Origin of the sequence: Gordonia jinghuaiqii (genome assembly GCF_014041935.1) — a bacterium.
GTDB lineage: Bacteria > Actinomycetota > Actinomycetes > Mycobacteriales > Mycobacteriaceae > Gordonia > Gordonia jinghuaiqii.
In genome coordinates, this window is record NZ_CP059491.1 from 2574680 (window position 1) to 2593970 (window position 19291).

The window sequence follows — 19291 nt, forward strand, 5'->3', positions numbered from 1 at the left end:
TACACACCGGTATGCTGACCCCCATGACTGACACCACCGCCGACGACACGACTGCCGAGAACACCGCCGACGAGGCCGGGAACACACCCCGTGTCGAGGCGCCCGGCGAGGTCGTGGCTTCCGTGCGTAGGTTCGTCGCCCGCGAGGGTGGCAGTGCGAAGGTCGTCCTGCAGGCGATCGGTGCCGCAGGCGTACGCATCACGGTCGTGGGCGACGCCAACGGCATCCTCGGTGATCGGGTCGTCCCCGATCTGGCGACGGCGCAGGCCGTCGTCGACGCGGTCGACGGACTCGAGCTCGCCGAATGGGATCGGGATCTGACCTCGGAGGCGACCGTGTCGCCGTCGCACTACCGCAAGATGGCGGGCTGGGTGGCGCGCCAGAAGCGCTTCCCGAAGGCGCGCAACCGCGCCATCCTCTGAGCTGACCCGGAGAAGAGTCGACCCCCGGGATCCGACGGATCCCGGGGGTCGAGCCTTCTCGGATCAGGCTGTCTCGACCTCGGCCTGCAGCCGTTCTGAGTCCTTGGGCTCTGAGTCCCGGGGTTCTGAGTCCCGGGGTTCTGAGTCCTTGGCCACCAGCACCTGCCAGGTGGCCCCGATCAGCAACACCGCACTGCCGAACATGTGCAGGATCACCAGTGCGACGGGCAGATCCGTGGCGTACTGCACGAATCCGATGACGCCCTGCAGGGCGAGCAACACCATGAAGACCAGTGCCGATCGCTGCTGCGGCCGGGCGAACACCCGCGCGTAGACCAGCGCCGCGATGGCCAGACCGACCAGCGCGAAGACGGCGTCGGCGTGGAGCTGGGTGGCGTTGTCGGGCGCCAATCCGTTGCGAGGTGCCTCGGTGTCCCCGGCGTGCGGTCCGGAACCGGTGACGACGGTCCCCAGGTAGATGGTGACCCACGTGACCAGGTAGACCAGCCACGCCAGGTAGATGCCGAGTCTGCGCATCGCGGTCGCCGGTGCCTCCGCGTCGAGTAGCGGGGGCTCCGACGGAGTCACGTAGGGGCGGATGCGATAGACGAGCACCGTCGCCGCCGACACGAGTGCCATCGACAGCAGGAAGTGCAGCGCGACGATCCACGGATTGAGGTCGGTCAGCACGGTGATGCCGCCGATCACGCCCTGGAACGGGATGCCGAGGGCGATGAGGGTGACCAGCCACTTGTCGCGGCGGGCCGAGCCCGCGAACCGCAGAACCGCGATCCAGGCGCCGATCGCGATGAGGATCAGCACCCAGGTGAGCATGCGGTTGCCGAACTCGATCGCCCCGTGGATTCCGAGTTCACCGTGCGGCACGAACGACTCGTCGGTGCAGCGCGGCCACGTCGGACAACCGAGCCCGGAGCCGGTGACGCGAACGGCACCGCCGGTGGCGACGATTCCGACGTTGGAGACCAGCAGCGCGATCGCCCAGCGGTGGACGAACCGGGCGGTGGGTCGGCCGAAGCCGGGGATGAAACGCCAGGGACCGGTCAGCGCTCGCCGCGCGTCGGCACCGGCGGGAGCGGTGCCGGACCGGGCGGGCGCGGTCTCGGAGGTCGTCTTCGAAGTATCGGACGTCATCGGAATCGGAACCACCTCACGGCCAAGGTGCCGGCCACGGCGGCCCACACCAGCAGGACGCCCACCCCGAAGGCGTCGAACGAACCTTCAGCGGCCATCTCGAGGGCCTCGCTGAGAGCACCCGACGGGATGCACCGTGCGATCCAGTGCACGGCGTCGGGGATGTTGGAGTCGACCACCACGAGGCTGCCGAGTCCGATGAACGCGAACCACAGCAGGTTCGCCAGGGCCAGCACCACCTCGGCCTTGAGCGTGCCGCCCAGCAGCAGCCCGAGGGCGGCGAAACATGCGGTGCCGACGATCAGCACCAGCGCACCGATCAGCAGGCCGACCGGACTGGGGCGCCAGCCGAACGCGGCGCCGATCCCACCGAGGATCACCGACTGCAGCGCCACCACGATCAACACCGCGACGGATTTGCCGACGATGATGCCCCACCGCGGGATCGGTGTGGCGCCAAGCCTTTTCAGCGCTCCGTAGCGACGGTCGAAACCGACCGCGATCGCCTGGCCGGTGAAGGCCGTCGACATGACCGCCACGGTCAGGATGGCCGGGACGAACAGTGCGGCGCGCTGGGCCGGGCCGTCGCCGAAGGCGGTGTCGATCGGCAGCAGGCAGAGTCCGACGAGCAGGGTGATCGGGATGAACATGGTGAGCAGCAGTTGCTCGCCGTTGCGCAGGAGGAGCTTGAGTTCGAGTGTCGACTGCGCGGCGATCATCGCCGGCAACGACGCCGCACGCGGTGCCGGAGCGAACATGCCTGCGGGGAAGACCCCGGTCGCGTCGCCGTTCGGTGCGGGGCGGGGGAGTCCGGTGGGAGCGGGAGAGGTCACGGTCGTAGGGCCCGTCCGGTCAGATCGAGGAACACGTCTTCGAGGCTGCGGGTCTCCACGCGCAGGTCGGTGGCCAGCACGTTGATCTTCGCGCACCACGCCGTCACCGTCGCGAGGACCTGCGGGGTCATGGGGCCGATGACGAGGTAGGTGCCGGGCGTCGCCTCGGCGCAGTGATACCCCTCGGGCAGCGCGAGCAGGAGCAGGGACACGTCGAGTCCGCGCGGGGCGGTGAACCGCAGTTCGTTCTCCGCGCCCGTGCTCGTGAGATCGGCGGGGGAGCCGTCGGCGACCGCGCGGCCGTGATCGATGATCACCACCCGGTCGGCGAGCTCTTCGGCCTCGTCCATCAGGTGGGTGGTCAGCAGGACCGACACGCCGTCGGCGCGAAGGCGGTCGACGAGCTCCCACACGACGAGGCGGGCGTGGGCGTCGAGCCCGGCGGTCGGTTCGTCGAGGAACACCAGCTCGGGACGTCCGACGACGGCGCAGGCCAGTGCGAGTCGCTGCTGCTGACCGCCGGACAGGCGGCGGTAGGAGGTGCGACGCACCTCGGTGAGACCCAGTGCGTCGAGGAGGAACTCCGGGTCGATCGGGTCCTCGGAGTACGCCGCGACCAGGCGGAGCATCTCTTCGGCGCGCGCGCCGGGATAAGCGCCGCCGCCCTGCAGCATCACGCCGATGCGGCGCCGGAGCGCGTCGTTGTCGGCGATCGGGTCGAGGCCGAGGACGCGCACGGTCCCGGCGTCGGGGGCGGTGAAACCCTCACAGATCTCGACCGTGGTCGTCTTGCCTGCCCCGTTGGGTCCGAGCAGCGCCAGGATCTCGCCTCGCCGCAGCGTCAGGTCGAGCCGGTCGACGGCGGTGCGGTCACCGAAGGTCTTGACCAGGCCGCGCACCTCGAGGGCCGGGCCGGTGACGTGGGACTCCGCGGGCGGGTTCGCGCAGGCTCGTGCGGAGTCGTTCGGGCGACGATCGTTCATCCGATCGTCGTCATTGATCTGCCGGGAGGTCGTGCTGGGCACATGGGTCAGACTAGGCGCTCGGTCGCCGTGGACGAAAAACGGTGAGCGGGCCCACCGACGCGGCCGTCATGAGGGTGCCGAGGTCGATGAGTCGGCGGGTTCGGCGGCGGCAGGCGCGGACCTGCGGCGTCGCCGGCGGCCCGGGGAACGGTCCTCGAAGAAGAGGGCGGTCAGCAGCGCGACCATGATGACGCCCGCCAGAAGCCCCTGTGCCAGCACAACTCCGCTGGTGTTGGAACTCGTCGGCATCACGACGATGGCGATGATCGCCGACGCCGCGATTGTCGAGATCCGGAACCACGCACCGGTTGCCCAGGCCGCGAGCGGGATGACCGCCCACAGCAGATACCAGGCTTGGACGAACGGGAAGAAGAGCACGACTGTGGCCATTGACACACCGAGGGCGCCCAGCGGATGCAGTCGTCCACCCAGCGTCGCGAGCATCCATCGGACGATGAAGAGCCCGGCCACGAGCTGCGCTATCGGTCGGGCGACCTCCAGGATCGCCTGTGTGTGTTCGCCGAGCCCGAGACCGACGCCGATGCGGCCGGTGGTCACCGACAGCAGCGTGGGCATCGACATCCACGAGCGCACGATCTCGCCGGTGGAGAGCGTGCCCGTCCATCCGAATCCGAGTCCGGTCGCGACCGAGATCGCGACCATCACCACGCCGAGAACCACGACGTAGAACCCGGCGGAGACGCCGAGGGCATACACCGACCATCTCGACCGCGCCCACCACTCGCGTATGGGGGCGTGCCTCAGGGCCGGGAGGGTGGCGCCCCAGCGCATCGCGAGGGCGATCCCCACGAAGCCGAGGGCGAGCATCGAGGTCACCTTGATCATCGCCGACGCCGCGAGCACCGCACCGCCGGCGACGAGTATCCAGCCGGCCCGGGTGGGTATCAGCGTGCCGGGTCTGCGTAACCGCTCGACGCCGTAAATCGCCCGGAAGCTGAGCTCGAGGCCGACGAGCATCAGCCCGAGCATCAGCGCCTCGTTGTGGATGCCTCCCACGAGATGCAGGATGACCAGCGGGTTCATCGCACCCAGCCACAGTGCCGCCACCGAGGACACCCCGCAGCGCCGGGCGAGATGGGGCAACGCCCACACGATGAGTGCGACGCCGACCAGGGCGACGATGCGGTGCAGGAAGATCGCGGCGGTGATGTTCGCGCCGGTGATGTTGGTGATGCCCTCGCCGATCCACAGGAACAGCGGGCCGTACGGCGCCGGGGTGTCGCGCCACAGGTTGGGGACCGACCTCGTCAGGATGTGGTCGACGCCGAGGCCGCGCACCGGACTGACCGAGTACGGGTCCATGCCGCGGAAGGCGATCGCGCTCTGGGCCAGGTAGGAGTAGATGTCCTTGCTGAGCAGCGGCGGGGCCACGATGATCGGTGCGATCCACAGCATCAGCGTGCGGTCGGCCTGACGGCGACTCATCCGGCGTTCGGGACTACGGCCGTGCCGCACCTCGACGCTGAGCCTGCCGACCGCGAAGCGCCCGATCAGCAGCCAGGCGACGACCAGGGTGATCGCGCCGCCGATGGACAGGGCCAGCGCCGTGCCGAACATGCGGGAGGGCAGCGACAGCACGCGCATCCCGGCGACCGGGTTCTGCAACACCGGTACCGCGCCGGTGCCCAGCGCACCGATGAGGATGAGCACCGAACCGGTCGCCCCGAAGAGCTTGATACGGCGGAGGCGACGGGTCTCCTCCGCGTTGAGTGGACCGACCTCGGGTTCCTCGTCATGGAGCCGGGCGACGGTCTTGCCGTAGTCGCCGCGTTGTTCGGTGATGTCACGGCCTGCCGCGTCGGTCTCGGCGGGCCGCTGTTTTCGCAGTCCGAGATACTTCAGTACGGCGAGCAGGTGATTCCACACCAGTCCGAAGAAGTCCGGCACACGGCGGCCAGCTGTGGATTCGGGCACACGACGACTGTAGTGGCCGGCGACCGATACCTCGTCACCACCCTTTATCCGGTCGATGACCGTGGTGCGGCGACCCCGGGGACGGCCGCTAAGGGCACCCTTGCTGGCAGCCAGGAATCAATTACGTCACACTCTTGTTGTGAAAACCATGCGGAACGATGTTGTGCTGTCTTCGGACAGCGGCAGCGCCGTGCCCACCGCTGGTACGGCCGCCCCGATGAATCCCCAGGTGACTGCCTCTGGTGTCGATGTACACCACGACGGCCAGACACGTGATGCCGTGGTGAACCTCCTCGTCGACGACGGCCCGCTCACCGCGGGCGAGATCGGCGAGCGCCTCGGTATCTCTGCGGCTGGTGTGCGTCGTCACCTGGACGCGCTCACCAGCGCCGGTGACATCGAGGTCGCCTCGCCCGGCTTCGGTCAGCGCGGGCGCGGTCGACCCGCCAAGTGGTTCCAGCTGACGGCGTCGGGACGCGGCAAGATGCGGCACGCCTACGACGACCTCGCAGGCGCGGCCATGCGCAAGCTCCGCGATCTCGGCGGGCACGACGCGGTCGCCGACTTCGCCCGCGAGCGGGTGGAGCGCATCGTCGCCGACGTCCGTCCCAGCACCGACCTGATGACCGTCGCCGACACCGTCGACGAGATCGCCGACGCGCTGACCACCGCCGGGTATGCGACCAACACACGTCAGGTCGGCACCGGCCTGCAGATCTGCCAGCACCACTGCCCGGTGGCACACGTCGCCACCGAGTTCCCCGAGCTGTGTGAGGCGGAGACCGCGGTCTTCACCGAGCTCCTCGGTACACACGTCCAGCGTCTGGCGACCATCGCCAACGGCGACTGTGCATGCACCACCCACGTGCCGATCCACCCGCCGCCGGGCGGGAACCTCCCCGGCAGGCCCGACGAACCCCGGGAGGTGCCGGTCAGCGATACCCAGCCCGTATCCGACCGGACCGTCCCACTCCCGAATCCGACCACCCCGACAACCCGAAAGGCCACGCGATGACTGTCACCGATCCGGCCGCCCCGACAACCGCGTCCGCGCCGACGCCCCTCACGCAAGAGGAGACGATCAACGCCCTCGGTACGTACGGCTACGGCTGGGCCGACTCCGACGTCGCCGGCGCGAGCGCCAAGCGCGGGCTGTCCCCGGCGGTCGTCGCCGACATCTCGTCGAAGAAGAGTGAGCCCGAGTGGATGCTCGAGGCGCGCCTGAAGGCACTGAAGATCTTCGACAAGAAGCCGATGCCGGGCTGGGGCGCCGGGCTCGAGGGCATCGACTTCGACAACATCAAGTACTTCGTGCGATCCAGCGAGAAGCAGGCCGCCACGTGGGACGACCTGCCCGAGGACATCAAGAACACCTACGACAAGCTCGGCATCCCCGAGGCGGAGAAGCAGCGCCTGGTCTCCGGTGTCGCGGCTCAGTACGAGTCCGAGGTCGTCTACCACTCGATCCGCGAGGACCTCGAGCAGCAGGGTGTGATCTTCCTCGACACCGACACCGCGCTCAAGGAGCACCCGGAGATCTTCCAGGAGTACTTCGGTTCGGTCATCCCCGCCGGTGACAACAAGTTCTCCGCACTCAACACCGCGGTGTGGTCGGGCGGCTCGTTCATCTACGTCCCGCCGGGAGTCCATGTCGACATCCCGCTGCAGGCCTATTTCCGGATCAACACCGAGAACATGGGCCAGTTCGAGCGCACGCTGATCATCGTCGACGAGGGTGCCTACGTGCATTACGTCGAGGGCTGTACCGCGCCGATCTACAAGACCGACTCGCTGCACTCCGCGGTCGTGGAGATCATCGTGAAGAAGGGCGGCCGCTGCCGCTACACGACGATCCAGAACTGGTCGAACAACGTCTACAACCTGGTGACCAAGCGCGCCAAGGCCGAGGCCGGCGCCACCATGGAGTGGGTCGACGGCAACATCGGCTCGAAGGTCACCATGAAGTACCCGGCGGTCTGGCTGACCGGTGAGCACGCCAAGGGCGAGGTCCTCTCGGTCGCCTTCGCCGGCCCCGGCCAGCACCAGGACACCGGCTCGAAGATGGTTCACCTCGCGCCGAACACCTCGAGCAACATCGTGTCGAAGTCGGTGGCCCGCGGTGGCGGCCGTGCGTCGTACCGCGGACTCATCAAGATCAATCACGGTGCGCACGGCAGTCGGTCGACGGTGAAATGCGACGCGCTGCTCGTCGACACGATCTCGCGCAGCGACACCTACCCCTACGTCGACATCCGTGAGGACGACGTGACGATGGGGCACGAGGCGACCGTCTCCAAGGTCAGCGACGAACAGCTCTTCTACCTGATGAGCCGTGGTCTGACCGAGGACGAGGCGATGGCCATGGTGGTCCGCGGCTTCGTCGAGCCGATCGCCAAGGAACTCCCGATGGAATACGCACTCGAACTCAACCGCCTCATCGAGCTTCAGATGGAAGGAGCCGTCGGCTGATGGCCGATCCGACACTCCCGGCCACCACACCGGGCTCGCAATCGCCTGTCGTCAACAAGGGTGAGCTGTTCACCTCGTTCGACGTCAACGCCTTCGAAGTCCCCAGTCCTCGCGAAGAGGCCTGGCGCTTCACCCCGTTCCGACGCCTGCGCGGCCTCCACGACGGTTCTGCCCAGCGGACCGCTGAGGCGACTGTCGAGGTCACCACCGTCGGGAGCGCCGACGGTGTGACCGTCGAGACCGTCGGGCGTGAGGACGAGCGTCTCGGTCAGGGCGGTGTCCCGTTCGACCGTGTCGCCGCCCAGGCGTATTCGTCGTTCACCCAGGCGACGATTCTGACCGTCGGCCGCGAAGTCGAGCTCGCCGACCCGGTCACGATCACCGTCACCGGCCCCGGCGAGGGCGAGACCGCCTTCGGTCACACGCAGGTCCGGCTCGAGGCGTTTGCCCGGGCGGTCATCGTGCTCGACCAGAGAGGCGGCGGGACCTTCGCCGAGAACGTCGAGTTCGTCGTCGGCGACAGCGCCGCGTTGACCGTCGTCAACGTCCACGACTGGGACGACGACGCGGTCCACGTCGCGACACATCACGTGCGCACCGGCCGTGATGCGATGGTCCGCCACTTCGCGATCAGCTTCGGCGGCAACCTGGTCCGGCTGTCGCCGATCGTCCACTACGACGCGCCCGGTGGCGACGTCGAACTGTGGGGCCTGTACTTCGCCGACGCCGGCCAGCACCTCGAACAGCGCCTGCTCGTCGACCACAGCCAGCCCAACTGCCGCTCGAACGTGGTGTACAAGGGTGCGCTGCAAGGCGATGCATCGGGTGACCGCTCCCGTGAGGCCCACACCGTCTGGATCGGCGACGTGCTGATCCGGGCCGAGGCCGAGGGCACCGACACGTTCGAACTCAACCGCAACCTGCTGCTCACCGACAACGCGCGTGCCGACTCGGTACCGAACCTCGAGATCGAGACCGGCGAGATCATCGGTGCCGGGCACGCGAGCGCCACGGGCCGCTTCGACGACGAGCAGTTGTTCTACCTGCAGGCCCGCGGCATCCCCGAGGATCAGGCCCGACGCCTGGTCATCCGCGGATTCTTCGGCGAGGTGATCGCCAAGATCGGCGTCCCGGAACTCCGTGAGCGTCTCTCCGCCGCGGTCGAGCGCGAGCTCGAGATCGCCGGTGCCTGACCCTCGGCCGGGCCCGAGCACCCGTCGCGCCTGACCACGAACACACCCCACAGCCTGAGAAAGAACCGATATGACCACACTGGAAATCCGTGACCTGCATGTCGACGTCGCGCAGACCGACACCGACGCCGAGCCCATCCACATCCTCAAGGGTGTCGACCTGACCGTGAAGTCGGGTGAGACGCACGCGATCATGGGCCCCAACGGCTCGGGCAAGTCGACGCTGTCCTATGCCATCGCCGGACACCCCAAGTACGAGGTGACCTCGGGTTCGATCACCCTCGACGGCGAGAACGTCCTGGAGATGAGCGTCGACGAGCGTGCTCGTGCCGGCCTGTTCCTCGCCATGCAGTACCCCGTCGAGGTGCCCGGTGTCTCGATGTCGAACTTCCTGCGCACCGCCGCGACCGCAGTTCGCGGTGAGGCACCCAAGTTGCGCCATTGGGTCAAGGAGACCAAGGAAGCCATGGTCGCCCTCGAGATCGATCCGTCGTTCTCCGAGCGAAGCGTCAACGAGGGCTTCTCCGGCGGCGAGAAGAAGCGCCACGAGATCCTCCAACTCGACCTGCTCAAACCGCGCATCGCGATCCTCGACGAGACCGACTCCGGCCTCGACGTCGACGCCCTGCGCGTGGTGAGCGAAGGCGTCAATCGCTACAAGGAGCGCGACAACGGCGGGGTTCTGCTGATCACGCACTACACGCGAATCCTCCGCTACATCAAGCCCGACTTCGTGCACGTGTTCGTCAACGGCCGCATCGTCGAGTCGGGCGGCTCCGAGCTCGCCGACGTGCTCGAGGAGAACGGTTACGAGCGCTTCACCTCGGCTGCCAAGGCTGTCTGAGTTTCAGTCTGTCTGTCCCACAGCCTGTCTGAGTCCATACCGGAGGAGGTGTGCGTAGGTGACACTCTCGACCCAAGAATCCGCGGCCGGCGCAATCAGGGCGGGCGCGGACGCGCTCGACGTCGATGCGCTTCGGGCTGATTTCCCGATCCTGTCGCGCACGGTGCGCGACGACAAGCCCCTGGTCTACCTGGATTCCGGTGCCACCTCGCAGCGCCCTGTGCAGGTGCTCGACGCCGAGCGTTACTTCCTCACGCATCACAACGCGGCGGTCCACCGCGGCGCGCATCAGCTCGCCGAGGAGGCGACCGACGCCTACGAGGACGCCCGGGAGGTCATCGCGCAGTTCGTCGGGGCCACCGCCGAGCAGCTCGTGTTCACCAAGAACGCCACCGAGGCACTGAACCTCGTCACCTACACGCTGGGTGACGAGCGTTCGGCGTCGGTGCTGGGCGGCAAGGCGCTCGGGCCGGGCGACACCGTCGTCATCACCGAGCTCGAGCATCACGCCAATCTCGTGCCGTGGCAGGAACTCTGCCGGCGCACGGGGGCGTCGTTGCGCTGGTACGGCGTGACCGACGACGGCCGTATCGATCTCGATTCGCTGACTCTCGACGAGTCCGTGAAGGTCATCGCGTTCACCCATCAGTCGAACGTGACCGGGGCTGTGGCCGACGTCGCCGAGCTGGTGTCACGGGCGCGTGCCGTCGGCGCACTGGTGGTGCTCGACGCCTGCCAGTCGGTGCCGCACATGCCGGTCGACCTCACCGCGCTCGACGTCGATTTCGCCGCCTTCTCCGGACACAAGATGTTCGGCCCGAGCGGTGTCGGCGCGCTGTACGGCAAGTCCGAACTGCTCGACGCGCTACCGCCGTTCATCACCGGCGGTTCCATGATCGAGACCGTGACGATGGAGGTGTCGACGTACGCGCCGCCACCGCAGCGCTTCGAGGCAGGCGTACCGATGACCTCGCAGGTCGTCGGACTCGGTGCCGCCGTGCGGTACCTGAACGACATCGGGATGGAAACGGTTGCCGCACACGAGCATGCGCTCGTCGCGTGCGCCCTCGAACAGCTCGGTGCCATCGACGGTCTGCGGATCATCGGTCCGTCGACCGTCGAGAACCGCGGCGGAGCGGTGTCCTTCCTCGTCGACGGGATCCATGCCCACGATCTGGGCCAGATCCTCGACGACGAGGGGGTCGCGATCCGCGTCGGCCACCATTGCGCGTGGCCGCTGCACCGTCGCTTCGGGGTCGCGGCGACGGCACGGGCATCGTTCGCCGCATACAACACCTTGGCCGAGGTGGACGCGCTCGCTGCCGCGATCGTCAAGGCGCAGAACTTCTTCGGGACGGTCTGACCCATGCGGATGGAGCAGATGTACCAGGAAGTCATCCTCGACCACTACAAACACCCGCACGGTCGGGGTCTTCGCGACCCGTTCGGTGCGGAGGTCCATCACGTCAACCCGACGTGCGGAGACGAGGTGACCCTGCGCGTGGCGGTGACCGACGACGGCGCCACCATCGCCGACGTCTCCTACGACGGACAGGGTTGTTCGATCTCCCAGGCGTCGACGTCGGTGCTGCACGACCTGATCGTCGGGCAGGCGGTGACCGAGGCGCTGGCCACCGTCGACTCGTTCAGCGCGATGATGACGTCCCGAGGCAAGGACGCCGGCGACGAGGATGTCATCGGCGACGGCATCGCCTTCGCCGGGGTCAGCAAGTATCCGGCGCGCGTCAAATGCGCCCTCCTGGGCTGGATGGCGTTCAAGGACGCGCTCGCCCAGACCGTCGACAGCCACGACACCACGAAAGCAGAAACAGCATGAGTGACGAGACCATCACAGCCACCGACGTTCCCGCGGCCGCAGACTCTGCGGTCACCGCCACCGACACGGGCGTCACCGGAACGCCGCCTGCCCCGGCGACCTCGCTGCCGGCCATCGAGGACGTCGAAGAGGCCATGCGCGACGTGGTCGACCCCGAACTCGGCATCAACGTCGTCGACCTCGGCCTGGTGTACGGCATCGAGGTGACCGACGACGCCGTCGCGAAGATCGACATGACGCTCACCTCGGCGGCCTGCCCCCTGACCGACGTGATCGAGGACCAGTCGCGCGGAGCCCTCGTCGGCAGCGGCCTGTGCACCGAGCTCGAGATCAACTGGGTCTGGCTGCCGCCGTGGGGGCCGGACAAGATCACCGACGACGGCCGCGAGCAGTTGCGCGCACTCGGTTTCACCGTCTAGACGTCTAGAGCGGGGTCCCGGCGGTATCGCCGGCCCACGACGGCTTGGCCATGGCGCCCCGCGCGACGACTGTGCGGGTACGCATGTCGACGGCCTTGATCACCCGGGTCATCGCGCCCATCGTGCCGGTCAGGTCGCCGCGGTCGCTCAGGTAGGCGCGCTGGGCGGGGATCGGCATAGCGAAGAAGGCTTCGAAGAACGCGACGGTCTGCGACGGGCTCAGCCGCAGCAGTGCACTGAGCCCGCGCAACCGCAGGTTGTGTACGGCGCGTGTGGCGGTCGGCCACAGCGCCCGAGTCGGGTCCTGTCCCGCCGCGAGGGCGGCGACCACCGCGTCGGTGCACATCAGCGACGTCGCGACGCTGTAGCCGGTCGTCGGATTCTTGAAACCGCCTGCGGCACCGAAGCAGAACGGGCGATCGCGCCACGGTTGCGGCGACGACCCGGTGAGCGGGAACGCGACGTGTTCGACGCGGCGGATATCGGTCGGCATGCCTCCGAGCCGGTTCTCGAGTCGTCGCTGCAGCTCGTCGAGTCCCAGCGCGGGATACCCGGCCAGGCAGGTCTCCTCCAGCAGGTACTCGCCACCGCCGAGCGGCACCACGTACAGGAACGACGGCAACGCCCGGCGATCCTCGGCCCCACCGCGCCAATCCATCAGCAGCGCTTGGTGCCCCTCGAGAACCGGTGCGGCGGCGGCCTCGTCGACGACGACCCCATACGCGGTCTGTCTGGGAGCGTCGTGGGGGAGCGCGCCCCGGCAGTCGACGACGGCATCGGCGGTCAGGACCGTGCCGTCGTCGAGATGCACTCTCGCGCCGTCGATCTCGGAGACGCGAGACGCAACGACGTGCGCCCCGTCGACGCTCAGCGAGCGCTGCAGACCGGGGGTGTCGAACACGGTGTACCCGCGGGCCACCTCCTCCAGACCGCGACCGGCGACGCCGATGCGATCCATCCGTGCCGCGAAGGCCGCGGAATCGATCCAGTCGGGGAGTTCGTCGGACCAGCAGGCGAAGGTCGACCGCCAGACCCGCTCGGGGTTCGGATCGACCAGCGTGACCGGTACTCCTGCGCGCACCAGTCGGTGCACGAGTGCGCGACCGGCCGGACCGGCCCCCGCGACGATGACTCCAGAGCTCACACACCGTCCTTCGTTACGAGTGTCGATCCGGACGGGGACCCGTCCCGACCCTGCCTGTCCTGACCCTGTCTGTCCGGACCAGACGTGTCACGAACCGCCGGTGGCCAGCATGCCACCGTCGACGGCGAGTGTCTCGCCGGTGATCCACGCGGACTCGTCGCTCGCGAGGAACGCGACGGCACGGGCGACGTCCTCGGGCTCGCCGATGCGTTTCATCGGGTACGAGTTGGCCGCCCGGGCCTCGTTCTCGCCCTCGATGAGGCCAGAAGCGAACTTGGTGCGCACGATCGACGGCGCGATCGCGTTGACGCGGATGTTCGGTCCGAGCTCCCACGCGAGTTCGGCGGTGAGACGGATCAGTGCGGCCTTGGAGGTGCCGTACGCGGCGATGACCCCTGTCGAGCGCAGCCCGGCGACGGAGGCGATGTTGACCACGGACCCGCCGGTGTCCTTCATGCCCGCCTTGTACGCCTCCTGGACGAAACCGAGCGCGGCGACGACGTTGGTGTCGAAGGTCTTGCGGTAGGCCCCGAGATCGGCGTCCATGAGCGGTCCGGCGAGGGGCGCGATGCCGGTGTTGTTGACGAGGATGTGGATGCCGCCGCCCTGGGCGACGGTCGCCGCGACGGCCGCGGCGCGGTCATCGGCCTCGCCGGTGTTGGCGGCGCACGCCGACACCGTGGCACCGGGGACCGCCGCGCGGATTCGCTCGGCGGCCTCCTCCAGGGGTCCGGCCTTGCGGCTCGTGATGACCACCGAGGCGCCGCGTCGGGCGAGTTCGGTGGCGATGGCCTCGCCGATACCGCGGCTGGCTCCGGTGACGAGCGCGGAACGGCCCGTGAGGTCGGATGTCTGGGGGAAATTCTGCGAGATCGTTGTGGATTGCGTCACGCTGCCCACCGTATCGGTCCACCGTGTCACCGTGTGCCCACTCGGTGGCGGCGCCATCGGGCTCTCGGGTGGACAAAGCACGGTCGTCGCACCGGTAGACTGGTACGTCGTGATCACCGCCACCGACCTTGAGGTACGAGCGGGCGCTCGGACCCTGTTGTCGGCGCCCGGCGACGCCCTACGCATCCAGCCCGGCGACCGGATCGGCCTCGTCGGCCGCAACGGTGCCGGAAAGACCACCACGCTGCGCATCCTGGCGGGGGAGACCGAGCCCTACGCCGGCTCCATCCGTCGTTCCGGTGAGCTCGGCTACCTCCCGCAGGACCCCAAAGAGGGCGACCTCGACGTCCTGGCCAAGGACCGGGTTCTCTCCGCGCGTGGACTCGACGAGATCCTGCGCGACATGGAGAAGGCGCAGGCGGCGATGGCCGAGGCCGTCGACGACAAACTCCGGGACAAGGCCGTCGCCCGCTATGGCCGCCTCGAGGAACGTTTTTCGTCCCTCGGCGGTTACGTGGCGGAATCCGAGGCCGCCCGCATCTGCAGCAGCCTGGGCCTTCCGGACCGTGTCCTCAACCAGCCCCTGCGCACGCTCTCGGGTGGTCAGCGTCGACGCATCGAACTCGCGCGCATCCTGTTCGCGGCCTCAGACGGCTCCGGCAAGTCCGACACCACCCTGCTGCTCGACGAGCCGACCAACCACCTCGACGCCGACTCGATCGCCTGGCTGCGCAGCTTCCTGATGAACCACGAGGGCGGGCTGGTCGTGATCAGCCACGACGTCGAGCTGCTCAGCGACGTCGTCAACCGTGTCTGGTTCCTCGACGCCGTCCGCGGCGAGGCCGATATCTACAACATGACCTGGAAGCGGTACCTCGACGCGCGCGCGACCGACGAACAGCGTCGACGCCGTGAACGTGCCAATGCCGAGAAGAAGGCGTCGGCACTGCGGACGCAGGCCGCGAAGCTGGGCGCCAAGGCGACCAAGGCCACCGCGGCGCAGAACATGCTCAAACGCGCCGAGCGGATGATCGACGAGCTCGACGACGAGCGGGTGGCCGATCGCACCGCGCGGATCCGTTTCCCGGAGCCCGCCACCTGCGGCAAGACCCCGCTGATGACGTCCGGTCTTTCGAAGAGCTATGGCTCGCTGGAGATCTTCACCGGTGTCGACCTCGCCATCGACAAGGGCAGCCGCGTCGTCGTGCTGGGCCTCAACGGTGCCGGTAAGACCACGCTGCTGAAAATGCTTGCGGGCGTGGAGAAGCCCGACACCGGCCGACTCGAACCCGGGTATGGGCTCAAGATCGGCTACTTCGCGCAGGAGCACGACACCCTCGACGACCAGGCGAGTGTGTGGGAGAACATCCGCCACGCGGCCCCCGACGCCGGCGAGCAGGAACTCCGAAGCCTGTTGGGCGCGTTCATGTTCACCGGCCCGCAGCTCGATCAGCCGGCCGGCACCCTGTCCGGTGGTGAGAAGACCCGACTGACCCTGGCCGGACTCGTCTCCTCAGCGGCCAACGTCCTGCTGCTCGACGAGCCGACCAACAACCTCGACCCGATCTCGCGTGAGCAGGTCCTCGACGCACTGCGCAGCTACACCGGGGCCGTCGTCCTGGTGACGCACGACCCCGGCGCAGCTGCCGCTCTCGATCCCCAGCGTGTGATCCTGTTGCCCGATGGCACCGAGGACCACTGGAGCGAGGAGTATCAGGAGCTCATCGAGCTCGCCTGACCCCTCGTGGATCAGCCGGCCGGCCAGTACTTCTTGCGCAGGTCGCCCTTGACCAGCTTTCCGGTGGGTGTCCGCGGCAGCTCGTCGACGAAGTCGACCGACCGCGGTGCCTTGTACGCCGCGATGTTCTCCTTGGTGAAGGCGATCAGCTCGTCGGCGAGCTCATCCGACGGTGCGTAGCCCTCGGCGAGCTGGACGCACGCCTTGGCGACCTCGCCGAGGTCCGGGTCGGGGACGCCGATCACCGCGACGTCGAAGATCGCGGGATGGTTGATCAGGACGTTCTCGGCCTCCTGCGGGTAGATGTTCACCCCGCCGGAGATGATCATGAACGCCTTGCGGTCGGTCAGGTACAGGTAGCCCTCGGCGTCGACATAGCCGACATCGCCTGTGGTGGACCAGTTCGGATGCTCGGGGTGCTGCGCCTTGCGGGTCTTCTCTGGGTCGTTGTGGTACTGGAAGGTGACGTCCTCGCGTTCGAAGAACACCTGCCCGACCTCGCCGGTCGGTAGTTCCTTGCCGTCCTCGTCGCAGATGTGGACGACGCCCAGCAGCGGCTTGCCGACCGAGCCGGGGTGGTCGAGTGCCTCCTGCGGCCCGATGAAGGTGGCGCCGGCCGCCTCGGTGGACGCGTAGTACTCGTAGACGACCGGGCCCCACCACTCGATCATCGCCCGCTTGACCTCGATCGGACACGGCGCGGCGGCGTGGACGGCGATCTTCAGGCTGCTGACGTCATACTTGGCGCGCACGTCGGCGGGCAGCTTGAGCATGCGGATGAACATGGTCGGCACCCACTGGCTGTGGGTGACCTTGTACTTCTCGATGGCCGCGAGCGCCGCCTCGGGCTCGAACCGGTCCATCATGACCACCGTGCCGCCGACCGAGTTGGTCATCCCGCAATACCGCAGGGGCGCAGCGTGATACAGCGGTGCGGGGGAGAGGTAGACCGAGGTGTCGTCGAAGCCGTACATCGGGGCGAAGATCGCCGTGTACATGTCGGGGACCTGGTCGACCTGTCCCTCGGGCATCGGTGTCTTGATCCCCTTGGGCCGCCCGGTGGTGCCGGACGAGTACAGCATGTCGGTACCGCGGGGCTGGTCGATGCGCGGTTCGGCGGACGCGTTCGCGAGGACCTTGTCGTAGGTCTCGAAGCCGTCGAGGTCGCCGCCCCAGACGATCCGGCGACCGGGGCCGGTGAGGGCCTCGATCTCGCCGGTGGCGGACACCGCGTCGACCACCGAGGCGCCGGCGAAGAGGACCTGCGCGTTGCAGTCGGTGAGGATGTAGTTGGTCTCGGCGGCGGTGAGGTGATGATTGACCGCGGTCACGTAGAGGCCGCTGCGCAGCGCGGCCCAGTACACCTCGAAGACGTGGAAGTCGTTGGCGGAGACCACCGCGATGTTGTCACCACGTTGCAGGCCAAGGGATTCGAGATAGTTGGCGAGCCGTGTCGAGTTCTCGTCGAGTTCTCGGTAGGTCAGCTGCTCGCCGGTGGCGGCGCGGATGACGGCGGGCTTGTCCGGAGTGGACTTCGCGAAGACTCCAGGGAACAAGGGGGTACTCCTCGAGACGAAGGGATCGTTCACCCGCCCGTCCGCTATCTAGCGATCGTTCGGGTGTCGTGTGTCACAGTACCCTAGCGTCCGTGTCCGGTTTCATCGTCGCGTGGGCGTCGGGCCGGGGCGCTGTCCGGGCCGCGGTTCGGGGCGCTGCTCAGTGGGTCGCGAGGAAACGATCCATGGTGCGTTCGGCGAGCGCGGTGATCGTCAGAGCGGGGTTCACCAGTCCGACCGCCCCGGGGACGAACGAGCCGTCGACGACGTAGAGGTTGTCGTATCCGCGGACCGCCCCGTTCATGGTGGCGGCCTGTCCCATGACGACCCCGCCGAGCCCGTGATAGGTACTCGCCGAACCGAATCCGACGGCCCGCGGGTAGACCGGGACTCCGTTGGCCGGGCGGCCGTACCGTACCTCGGTGCGCTGATGGAAACGGCTGATGAACGATGCCGCCTGCCGATCGACGTCGTTGCTTCCCTCCGGGTACGGATAGGTGAGCCGCGCGGTGCGGGTGGTGTGGTCGAAGTCGACCGTCCCGCGCTCGTCGGTGTGGGTCTGGACGAGGTGTGTGGTCCCGGCCTTGCCGAGAGGCGCCGGTAGCGGCGTCGCCTGGTAGACCATCGACATCGGGGTGTCGGACAGATGATCGTCGTAGATCCGTGCGTAACCCGGACCGCCCTGCACCGACCCGAAGTCGTCGGACGGATTGGTCCGGATCGTGAGGAAGTCGCCGTTGGTCCCGAAACCGTCGCCGATACGCGGCGACAACCGGGGCAGAGACCCCTTGGCCCGTGCTTCGACGAGCATTCGGGTCGTGTGGAACGAGCCGGCCGCCATGAAGAGATGGTCGGCCTCGGCGGTCACCGTCCGGATGGTCCGTCCCTGCTCGTCCCGAACACGTGCCGTCACGACGAAGCCCGCACGTCGCGCGCGTGGACGGATGTCGAAGACCTCGTGCATGGGTGCGATCGTGACGTTGCCGGTCCGCTCGGCAGCAGCCAGATACGTGCGGTCGGTCGACTTCTTGGCGCCGCTGTTCACCCCGTAGCTCAGTTCACCGACGATGACCGACGGGCTCCTGCGGCCGGCGATCTCGGCGCGCACGATGTCCCAGTCGATCGCGAAGTCGAAGAAGTGGGGGTTCGCACCGTAGCGGGCGATGACCTTCAGCCAGCTCCGGGCTCCCACATAGTTCGGGTGGGACAGGATGTCGTTGGGAAGTGGTGAGACGCCGAGGGTGCGCTTGGCGCGCGGGTAGTAGGTCGCCATGAGTTCGGAATAGTCTGCCGCGGCGGGGAAGACGTGCTCGAAGTCCCGTCGACGCGGGACGGGCGTGAACGAGCCGAACACCAGCGACCCGCCGCCGACCCCGGCGCCGTAGACCGCTTCGATGCCGTTGCCGACCACGTGGTCGAGCACGCCCGGATACGGTTCGACCGGGATGGCGGTCGCATTGTTGGCGCCGGCCCGGCTGCCGAACCATGCCGCGCGCTTGTCCGGGTTCGAGAACGTCGCGAAGGTGTTGCCGTCCGGACGGATGGGCCAGCGCCGTCCGCGTTCGAACACGGTGGTGGTGTAACCGGCCTCGCCCAGCCGCAGCGCGGCCACCGACCCGCCGAAGCCGGTGCCGATGACGATGGCGGTGCGTCCGGGCGCAGCACGTCCGGGCGTCGCGGTGGCCGCCAGCGCGGCGAGGGCGACGGCGCCGGCCGCGGAGCGGATCACGGTCCGGCGAGGGACCACAGGACCCGATGTGTCGAGGTTCACGCGAGAAGCTTAGCTAATGCTAACCAAAATTAGGAAGACCTAATCCGCCGCGGATGTGAAGG

General features: G+C 68.1%; 17 protein-coding genes. 9 read left to right on the plus strand and 8 right to left on the minus strand.

The features are described 5' to 3' along the window. Positions 1–11 precede the first annotated feature (11 nt). Entirely contained in the window at positions 12–422 is a 411-nt protein-coding gene (locus tag H1R19_RS11475) for a hypothetical protein (protein ID WP_188329251.1), read from the plus strand. Between the two features lie 63 nt (positions 423–485). Here H1R19_RS11475 and H1R19_RS11480 read toward each other — a convergent pair whose 3' ends face one another. The 4 genes from H1R19_RS11480 to mptB all read right to left on the minus strand — a co-directional run bounded on the left by H1R19_RS11480 (position 486) and on the right by mptB (position 5340). After that, positions 486–1574 carry a COX15/CtaA family protein gene (locus H1R19_RS11480; RefSeq protein WP_219851470.1) on the minus strand — a complete coding sequence of 363 codons (1089 nt, stop codon included), beginning with the start codon at positions 1572–1574 and terminating at the stop codon, positions 486–488. Next, positions 1571–2407 carry an ABC transporter permease gene (locus tag H1R19_RS11485; RefSeq protein WP_372631209.1) on the minus strand — a complete coding sequence of 279 codons (837 nt, stop codon included), beginning with the start codon at positions 2405–2407 and terminating at the stop codon, positions 1571–1573. Before H1R19_RS11485 ends, H1R19_RS11480 begins: the two co-directional genes overlap by 4 nt. Continuing rightward, entirely contained in the window at positions 2404–3390 is a 987-nt protein-coding gene (locus H1R19_RS11490) for an ABC transporter ATP-binding protein (protein WP_372631331.1), read from the minus strand. Before H1R19_RS11490 ends, H1R19_RS11485 begins: the two co-directional genes overlap by 4 nt. A gap of 108 nt (positions 3391–3498) precedes the next feature. Continuing rightward, positions 3499–5340: a polyprenol phosphomannose-dependent alpha 1,6 mannosyltransferase MptB gene (gene mptB, locus H1R19_RS11495; RefSeq protein WP_219851605.1), complete on the minus strand. Its 1842-nt coding sequence runs from the start codon at positions 5338–5340 to the stop codon at positions 3499–3501. A gap of 175 nt (positions 5341–5515) precedes the next feature. Here mptB and H1R19_RS11500 point away from each other — a divergent pair, with 175 nt between their 5' ends. The 7 genes from H1R19_RS11500 to H1R19_RS11530 all read left to right on the plus strand — a co-directional run bounded on the left by H1R19_RS11500 (position 5516) and on the right by H1R19_RS11530 (position 12129). Further along, on the plus strand, positions 5516–6382 hold the full coding sequence (locus H1R19_RS11500; RefSeq protein WP_188329341.1) for a helix-turn-helix transcriptional regulator: 867 nt from the start codon (positions 5516–5518) through the stop codon (positions 6380–6382). Then, on the plus strand, positions 6379–7836 hold the full coding sequence (sufB, locus tag H1R19_RS11505; RefSeq protein WP_188329254.1) for a Fe-S cluster assembly protein SufB: 1458 nt from the start codon (positions 6379–6381) through the stop codon (positions 7834–7836). The genes H1R19_RS11500 and sufB overlap by 4 nt, the downstream gene beginning before the upstream one ends. Then, positions 7836–9029: a Fe-S cluster assembly protein SufD gene (sufD, locus tag H1R19_RS11510; RefSeq protein ID WP_219851472.1), complete on the plus strand. Its 1194-nt coding sequence runs from the start codon at positions 7836–7838 to the stop codon at positions 9027–9029. The genes sufB and sufD overlap by 1 nt, the downstream gene beginning before the upstream one ends. Positions 9030–9099: 70 nt before the next feature. Further along, entirely contained in the window at positions 9100–9873 is a 774-nt protein-coding gene (sufC, locus tag H1R19_RS11515; RefSeq protein WP_188329256.1) for a Fe-S cluster assembly ATPase SufC, read from the plus strand. A 58-nt stretch (positions 9874–9931) separates the two neighbouring features. Then, positions 9932–11236: a cysteine desulfurase gene (locus H1R19_RS11520; RefSeq protein ID WP_219851473.1), complete on the plus strand. Its 1305-nt coding sequence runs from the start codon at positions 9932–9934 to the stop codon at positions 11234–11236. Between the two features lie 3 nt (positions 11237–11239). Then, complete coding sequence (sufU, locus tag H1R19_RS11525; protein ID WP_219851474.1) at positions 11240–11710, plus strand: Fe-S cluster assembly sulfur transfer protein SufU; 471 nt, start codon at positions 11240–11242, stop codon at positions 11708–11710. After that, a complete protein-coding gene (locus H1R19_RS11530; protein WP_219851475.1) occupies positions 11707–12129 on the plus strand; it encodes a metal-sulfur cluster assembly factor in 423 nt (140 codons plus the stop codon). The genes sufU and H1R19_RS11530 overlap by 4 nt, the downstream gene beginning before the upstream one ends. Positions 12130–12133: 4 nt before the next feature. Here H1R19_RS11530 and H1R19_RS11535 read toward each other — a convergent pair whose 3' ends face one another. Both H1R19_RS11535 and H1R19_RS11540 read right to left on the minus strand, forming a co-directional pair. Then, positions 12134–13273, minus strand: a complete 1140-nt coding sequence (locus H1R19_RS11535; RefSeq protein ID WP_219851476.1) for a lycopene cyclase family protein — start codon at positions 13271–13273, stop codon at positions 12134–12136. Positions 13274–13360: 87 nt separating this feature from the next. Continuing rightward, positions 13361–14173 (minus strand): SDR family oxidoreductase, encoded by an 813-nt coding sequence (locus H1R19_RS11540; RefSeq protein ID WP_188329261.1) that lies wholly within the window; start codon positions 14171–14173, stop codon positions 13361–13363. Between the two features lie 100 nt (positions 14174–14273). Between H1R19_RS11540 and H1R19_RS11545 the strand changes: the two genes are divergently transcribed. Next, complete coding sequence (locus tag H1R19_RS11545) at positions 14274–15902, plus strand: ABC-F family ATP-binding cassette domain-containing protein (protein WP_188329262.1); 1629 nt, start codon at positions 14274–14276, stop codon at positions 15900–15902. Between the two features lie 11 nt (positions 15903–15913). Here H1R19_RS11545 and H1R19_RS11550 read toward each other — a convergent pair whose 3' ends face one another. Next, a complete protein-coding gene (locus tag H1R19_RS11550) occupies positions 15914–17458 on the minus strand; it encodes an AMP-binding protein (protein ID WP_219851477.1) in 1545 nt (514 codons plus the stop codon). Between the two features lie 160 nt (positions 17459–17618). Continuing rightward, the gene (locus H1R19_RS11555; protein ID WP_219849075.1) at positions 17619–19229 is read right to left on the minus strand and encodes a GMC oxidoreductase; all 1611 of its coding nucleotides are present in this window, start codon (positions 19227–19229) and stop codon (positions 17619–17621) included. Positions 19230–19291 lie beyond the last annotated feature (62 nt).

Coding starts and splice junctions, on each gene's coding strand:
- H1R19_RS11500 (WP_188329341.1), top strand. CDS start 5,516: ATGCGGAACGATGTTGTGCTGTCTTCGGACAGCGGCAGCGCCGTGCCC.
- H1R19_RS11530 (WP_219851475.1), top strand. CDS start 11,707: ATGAGTGACGAGACCATCACAGCCACCGACGTTCCCGCGGCCGCAGAC.
- sufU (WP_219851474.1), top strand. CDS start 11,240: ATGCGGATGGAGCAGATGTACCAGGAAGTCATCCTCGACCACTACAAA.
- sufB (WP_188329254.1), top strand. CDS start 6,379: ATGACTGTCACCGATCCGGCCGCCCCGACAACCGCGTCCGCGCCGACG.
- sufD (WP_219851472.1), top strand. CDS start 7,836: ATGGCCGATCCGACACTCCCGGCCACCACACCGGGCTCGCAATCGCCT.
- H1R19_RS11475 (WP_188329251.1), top strand. CDS start 12: ATGCTGACCCCCATGACTGACACCACCGCCGACGACACGACTGCCGAG.
- H1R19_RS11480 (WP_219851470.1), bottom strand. CDS start 1,574: ATGACGTCCGATACTTCGAAGACGACCTCCGAGACCGCGCCCGCCCGG.
- sufC (WP_188329256.1), top strand. CDS start 9,100: ATGACCACACTGGAAATCCGTGACCTGCATGTCGACGTCGCGCAGACC.
- H1R19_RS11490 (WP_372631331.1), bottom strand. CDS start 3,390: ATGAACGATCGTCGCCCGAACGACTCCGCACGAGCCTGCGCGAACCCG.